At 65.1% G+C, this 6,166-nt stretch carries 7 protein-coding genes; 5 read left to right on the forward strand and 2 right to left on the reverse strand.

The features are described from left to right. Positions 1 to 171 precede the first annotated feature (171 nt). The 5 genes from RMP10_RS12090 to RMP10_RS12110 all read left to right on the forward strand — a co-directional run bounded on the left by RMP10_RS12090 (position 172) and on the right by RMP10_RS12110 (position 5,321). Positions 172 to 900, forward strand: coding sequence for a hypothetical protein (locus RMP10_RS12090; protein WP_310570494.1), 729 nt, complete (start codon positions 172 to 174; stop codon positions 898 to 900). Between the two features lie 432 nt (positions 901 to 1,332). Continuing rightward, positions 1,333 to 1,710: a group II truncated hemoglobin gene (locus RMP10_RS12095; RefSeq protein WP_310570495.1), complete on the forward strand. Its 378-nt coding sequence runs from the start codon at positions 1,333 to 1,335 to the stop codon at positions 1,708 to 1,710. Positions 1,711 to 1,724: 14 nt separating this feature from the next. Next, the gene (locus RMP10_RS12100; protein ID WP_310570496.1) at positions 1,725 to 2,249 is read left to right on the forward strand and encodes an RsmD family RNA methyltransferase; all 525 of its coding nucleotides are present in this window, start codon (positions 1,725 to 1,727) and stop codon (positions 2,247 to 2,249) included. 40 nt (positions 2,250 to 2,289) lie between these two features. Beyond that, complete coding sequence (locus RMP10_RS12105; RefSeq protein ID WP_310570497.1) at positions 2,290 to 4,437, forward strand: penicillin acylase family protein; 2,148 nt, start codon at positions 2,290 to 2,292, stop codon at positions 4,435 to 4,437. Positions 4,438 to 4,442: 5 nt separating this feature from the next. Then, a complete protein-coding gene (locus RMP10_RS12110) occupies positions 4,443 to 5,321 on the forward strand; it encodes a hypothetical protein (RefSeq protein ID WP_310570498.1) in 879 nt (292 codons plus the stop codon). Here RMP10_RS12110 and RMP10_RS12115 read toward each other — a convergent pair. After that, the gene (locus RMP10_RS12115; protein WP_309673545.1) at positions 5,271 to 5,711 is read right to left on the reverse strand and encodes a surface-adhesin E family protein; all 441 of its coding nucleotides are present in this window, start codon (positions 5,709 to 5,711) and stop codon (positions 5,271 to 5,273) included. The two genes, RMP10_RS12110 and RMP10_RS12115, sit on opposite strands and share 51 nt — an antisense overlap. Before the next feature lie 18 nt (positions 5,712 to 5,729). Continuing rightward, positions 5,730 to 6,166 (reverse strand): response regulator (locus tag RMP10_RS12120; RefSeq protein ID WP_310570499.1); only part of this gene is annotated, 437 nt, incomplete at its 5' end.

Raw genomic sequence — 6,166 nt, forward strand, 5'->3', positions numbered from 1 at the left:
ACACTGGTTGTCACCATTTGAGGACGGTTAGTCGTGTCGAAAGGAAAGGTTCCCTCTGATGGCGCCTCGCGGCTGGCTGGCGCGGTCATTGCCGTGCACCTTGGTATCGGGATCACACGGCAGGCGCCGCGTGCATGCCCGTCTGCCATGGCCCGGGGCCAGGAGGAGCGCGTGCGAAAAACGATGAAGTCGGCGGCGATCGTGTCAGGGATGGCTGCGGTGTTCGCGCTGGGTGGCTGTGGCGGAGAACGCGATCAGGCGGCCATGACGGCCGACCTCGAGCGTGACTTGCAGATGGCGACGGCTGCCGAGCGTCCGCGCACGGCCGTGGTATCCGCGCTCGAGGGCGGTCCGACGGGCGCGCCCAGCGGTGACCAGGTCGGACGTCGTGATGCGGTACCCACGCCGCGCCGCACCGCACGACCCACGCCGAGCGCGCCGATCACGGAAACGGTCTCGTCGGAATCGGTGAGTGAGGCGCCCGCTCCGGCTGTCGTGACGACGGAGCGCGTAGAACCCACGCCGGCGCCGAGCCCCGAGCCCGGTGTGCAGGCGCCGCCGGATCTGTCCACGGAAGCCGAGGCCACCTCAGGCCCGTCGGCGCGTGGTGACGAGGAGGCCGGAAGCGATCGCGGCACCGGCAGCGGCAACGTCGGCAACGGGGACAGTGGCCGCCGCGGCGGCGGATGGGGCGGCATCATCGGCGTGGTGATCCGCGGCGCCAGTGCGGGTGTGGACAACTGTGAGGAGCATGACCGACGGCGGACCGGCGGCCGCAACGGCGGACGTGTCGGCACCCGGATGGGCGGCGCCGGCGGGATCATCGGCACCGTGATCGGCGAAGTGGTCGACCGGGGACGGGCGCCGGTGGGGACGCCGCAAAGATGGCCGCGCTACTAGGGTTACGAGCAAACGGCGCTAGGAATGAACGGCGCTGGGAATTGACGGCGCTAGGCATGAACCGCGTGAACGGCAAACCGCGAAACGGCAGACAACGCGTCTCGCGGTTTCGCGGTTTCGCGGTTTCGCGGTTTGCCGTTCGCGCCCCTTATTCCTAGCGCCCCTTATTCCTAGCGCCGTTCATTCCTAGCGCCCCTTGCCGTACTTCTGCCGACCATGATTGTCTCGCCTCGCCCCGGCCTCTGTCCGAAGCATGTGAAGCTCCCGTAATGCGTTGCGCGCAGGCACTTAGCTCATCCCTTGCAGGAGCTACGCCGGCCGCATGGCGGTGAATTTGCACGTGCTCGCACGAACTATTCGTACGGTTTTGGTCGCCGGGCAGGAAGAAGCGTTGCTGAGGCTCCCTGCGGGGTACTAATCTTCCGCGTTGCCATGACTCACTACGAAGACCTCGGCGGCGAGACCGGCATTCGTGCGCTGGTCGATCGCTTCTACGATCTTATGGACACCGCCCCCGAAGCGGTGAACGTGCGCGCGCTTCACGCGACCAGCCTCAAGGCGTCTCGCGAGAAGCTGTATCTGTTTCTGACCGGGTGGACCGGCGGGCCGGATCTGTACGTGGAGCAGTTCGGCCATCCGAAGCTGCGGATGCGGCATTTTCCCTTTGCCATCGGCGCGCGCGAGCGGGACGAGTGGCTGTGGTGCATGGATCAGGCGCTGACCGAGCACGCGATGTCCGAGGAGCTCCGCGGATATCTGACGCTCAGGATGCACCAGCTGGCCGATCACATGCGCAACCAACCCGAGTAGCTCAGAAGACCGTTATGCGCATTGTGGCCGGCAAGTTTGCAGGACGACACCTCACCTCACCCAATGATTTCCGGGTGCGCCCCACGGGGGAGACGGTGCGTGTGGCGCTCATGCGACTCTTGCGCAATGATCTCGAAGGGGCCCGCATCATCGATCTCTTCGCCGGCACCGGTGCGCTCGGCCTCGAGGCGCTGTCGCGCGGCGGCAAGTACGTGGACTTCGTGGAGTTCCGTCCCTCGAGTCTGCATGCGCTGAAGGCCAACATCGCCGCGCTCGGTGTTCGCGAGAAGACGCGCGTTTACAAGAAGGACGCGCTGCCGTTCGCGGGGCAGCTGCCGTCGGGCAAGTTCGACATCGCCTTCGCCGATCCTCCGTACGAATCGAAGATGCTGGACCGACTCATCGAGAGCTGGCATCGCCAGAAGTTCTCGACGATTCTTGCGATCGAGCATACGCGCGTGCACGTGCTGCCACCGATCGTGAAGCCGCAGCACACCCAAGTGTTCGACGACAGCGCCATCTCGGTATACCGCCTGTAGTGCTCACCTGTAGACCTCTGTAGGTCCTCCCATGCGCATCATGCTCCGCTCCGTCCTTGCGGCGACTCTGCTGCTCGCGCCGTCGGTTTCCCCGGCGCAGCCCTCCACCTGGAAGCAGCAGGCCGACCGCGTCACCATCATGCGTGACCAGTACGGCATCGCCCACGTGTACGGCAAGTCCGACGCCGATGCCGTGTTCGGCATGGTCTACGCGCAAGCGGAAGACGACTTCAATCGCGTGGAGACGAATTACATCACCGCGATGGGCCGCACGTCGGAAGTGGAAGGCGAGGGCGCGCTGTGGCGCGACCTGCGCATGAAGCTCTTCATCGACACGCTCGACATGAAGGCGAAGTACGCTGAGAGCCCGGCATGGCTCAAGACGCTGATGAACAGCTTCGCCGATGGGCTGAACTACTATCTCGCCACGCACCCGCAGGTGAAGCCGAAGCTGCTCACGAAGTTTGAGCCGTGGATGGCTCTGACCTTCACCGAAGGCAGCATCGGCGGTGACATCGCGGGCGTGAACGTGGGCGGCATCGAGCAGTTCTACGCGCCGCGTATGGGCATGGCACCGACGGCACCGTCGCGTGAGGAACTCGACGCGGAGTTCGAGCCGCGTGAGCCCACCGGATCGAACGGCTTCGCGATCGCGCCGAAGAACACTGCCAACGGGCATGCGCTGCTGCTGATCAATCCGCACACGGATCACTACTTCCGTCCGGAGATTCACGTCAACAGCGAGGAAGGACTCAAGGCCTACGGTGCGGTGACGTGGGGACAGTTCTTCATCTACCAGGGGTTCAACGACAAGAACGGCTGGATGCACACTACCGGCGGCGGTGATGTGGCCGACGAGTATCAGCTCACGGTCACCGAGCGGGACGGCAAGGTGTTCTATCAGTACGCCGGCGGTGAGCGCGAGATGCAGGCCAAGCGCATCGTGTTGCCGTACAAGACGTCGGCCGGCCGGCAGCGGAAGACGGTCACGGCGTACTTCAGCCATCAGGGGCCGATCATCCGCAACGACAACGGCAAGTGGGTGGCTGTGCGTCTCATGCAGGAGCCGATCAAGGCGTTGATGCAGTCGTTCGGTCGCACGAAAACGAGTGATTTCGCGAGCTATAAGCGGGTGATGGAGCTGCGCACCAACTCGTCGAACAACACCGTGTACGCCGACGCGAGTGGCACGATTGCCTTCGTGAACGGTGACTTCATCCCGAAGCGCAATCCGAAGTTCGACTACACGCGCCCGGTCGACGGCGGCACGCCGGACACCGAGTGGCAGGGCCTGCATTCGCTCGATGAAACGATCCTCGTCGCGAATCCGGCGAACGGCTGGCTGATGAACACCAACAACTGGCCGTTCACGGTGGCCGGCCCGAACAGCCCGAAGATCGGTAACTATCCGAAGTACATGTCGCAGTATCAGGAGGAGAATGCGCGTGGCATTCACGCCATCCGTATGCTGAACGGCCGCACCGATTTTACGGTCGACAAGCTGATCGCGGCCGCATACGACAGTTATCTGCCGGCCTTCGAGCAGATCATTCCGCCACTCGTCGGCGCATGGGATGCGCTGCCCGGTTCCGACACGGTGCGCATCAAGCTCGCCGACCAGATCGCGGTGCTGCGCAGCTGGGACTATCGCTTCGGGCTCACGTCGGTGGCGATGTCGTTGGCGAATGCCTATGGCGAGGAACTCGCGCGCGTCACGCGTGGCAATCGTGCGGCGGCACGCGACAACGCCGTGATGCTGAGCGCGCTCGCGCGCAGCGCCGACAAGCTGGGCAGCGACTTCGGCACCTGGAAGACGCCATGGGGCGAGATCAACCGCTTCCAGCGCCTCGATGGCCGCATCGCGGCCGTGTACGACGATGCGAAACCCAGCATTCCGGTGCCGTTCACATCGTCGAACTGGGGCTCGTTGGCGGCGTTCTCGCAGAACGGTGTGCGCACGACGAAGCGCATCTACGGGAATCGCGGCAACAGCTTCATTGCGGCCGTCGAATTCGGCCCGCGCATCGTGGCCAAGACCTCGCTCGCCGGCGGGGTGAGTGGCGACCCCGCGTCGCCGTATTTCATGAACCAGGCCGAGGACTACGCGAAGGGGCAGTTCAAAGTGGTGAACTACTATCGCGAGGACGTGGAGAAGCACGCCAAGCGCACGTACCACCCGGGTCAGTGAGCGCGGTGACCGACGGATCGATGCGCCCCGCCGCTGCGAGCCTCGCTGCGGCGATCGACTTCGGGGCCAGCAACACCGACGTCGTGGTGCGCGATGGCAGCGCGACGCGGCACTGGACCCTGCCCAGCGAAGGACAGCCCGACGAGGCGCGGGTCCGGCGCGTACTCGACGCCGGTGGTGTGTTACCGCGCGACCTCGAGTGGATCGCGGTGACCGGCGGCAATCGCGCACTGCTCCCCCAGTCCATCGACGAGCGGATGTTGCATCGCGTGGACGAAGTGAAGGCGATCGGTCGCGGCGGTCTGGCCTTGGCCAATCTCGAATCGGCTCTGGTCACGAGCGCCGGTTCTGGCACGGCGTGCGTCGCCGCCACGATGAACGGTGCGCACCATGTGACCGGCACCGGCGTGGGAGGTGGCACGCTGGTCGGCCTCGGACGTCTGCTGTTGGGCACGGTCGATCCACGCGAGATCGATGCGCTGGCGCAGCGGGGGTCCGACACGACGCACAATCTCACGATTTCCGAAGTGCTGGGTGGCGCGATCGGCAGTCTACCGCCGGAGACCACGGCAGTGAACTTCGGCCGCGTGGCCCGTCATCCGGTGGACGCGTCGCGCGAAGACACGGCGGCGGCGCTGGTGAACATGGTGGGGCAGGTGATCGCCGTGATCGCGATCAATGCGGCCCGCGCACAGCAGCTGCCGCACGTGGTGATCGTGGGTCACTTGGCGGATCTCAAGAGCATCCGTCGCACCTTCGGCCTGGTGGCCAAGTTCTACGGCGCCACGATTCTCACACCGGAAGCGGGCGGATCGGCGACGGCCCTCGGTGCACTACTGACGACAGAGATGGTCGAGCGCGACTTTCGGCATGGAACCGGGTAACGGCGTCGCGTACCCCGGGATGCCGACCTCCTTGTGCTGCGCCACCTTCGTTCCCTTCGCGTCGCTGTAGTACCAGTTCTCCTTCACCGCGACGACTTGCTTCCGGCAGTCGAGCATGAGCAGCGTACGCGAGCTGTACCAGTTACCGCCCGGCACCTTGGTCGGCTTGTGGAACTGCACCCGTAGCGCGGCGGTGATGATGCCGGCGTCGCGTTTCACTGACTTGGACTCGAGCAGCACCGTGCCGCCGTTGATCAGACCGATCGGCTTGGGTGACTGCGCCTGGGTCACGCGCGATGACAGCGCGATCACGGCGACCGACGACAGCGCAACGAAACGAAAGAGGTGGCGCAACGGCATGCTCGGCGTGAAGGGAGTGTCCGAAGTCATGAAAACGAGTGCGTCCGCTCAGCTCGCGACGTGACGCTCTGCATCGAGCAAGCGGCGGACGGTCTGCAAAAGTTCGGCGGTGGAGAAGGGCTTCGCGAGAAACGGGAGCTGGTACTCGGCCACATCGCGCACCAGTTCGTCGTCGTCCGGATAGCCACTGATGAATAGCACTTTCACCATCGTATAGCGCACGGCAATCTCGCGTGCGAGATCGGCGCCGGACATCCCGGGCATCACCACGTCGGTGATCACCAAGTCGTAGGGAAGCGCGGCGCTGGCGAGTGCATCGAGTCCCGCCTGTCCGTCTCCGGCGCGCGCCACCACATAACTGGCCCTTGCGAGCATGCGCATCGTGGCCGACGCGACGGCATCGTCGTCTTCGACCAGCAGAATCCGCTCGCCGCCGCCCGCAACGGCGGGGGGCGCGATCAAGGGGTCAGAGTCGTTGATCGAGG

The sequence above is a fragment of the Gemmatimonas sp. genome (assembly GCF_031426495.1).
Lineage (GTDB): Bacteria > Gemmatimonadota > Gemmatimonadetes > Gemmatimonadales > Gemmatimonadaceae > Gemmatimonas.

Coding starts and splice junctions, on each gene's coding strand:
- RMP10_RS12105 (WP_310570497.1), top strand. CDS start 2,290: ATGCTCCGCTCCGTCCTTGCGGCGACTCTGCTGCTCGCGCCGTCGGTT.
- RMP10_RS12100 (WP_310570496.1), top strand. CDS start 1,725: ATGCGCATTGTGGCCGGCAAGTTTGCAGGACGACACCTCACCTCACCC.
- RMP10_RS12095 (WP_310570495.1), top strand. CDS start 1,333: ATGACTCACTACGAAGACCTCGGCGGCGAGACCGGCATTCGTGCGCTG.
- RMP10_RS12115 (WP_309673545.1), bottom strand. CDS start 5,711: ATGACTTCGGACACTCCCTTCACGCCGAGCATGCCGTTGCGCCACCTC.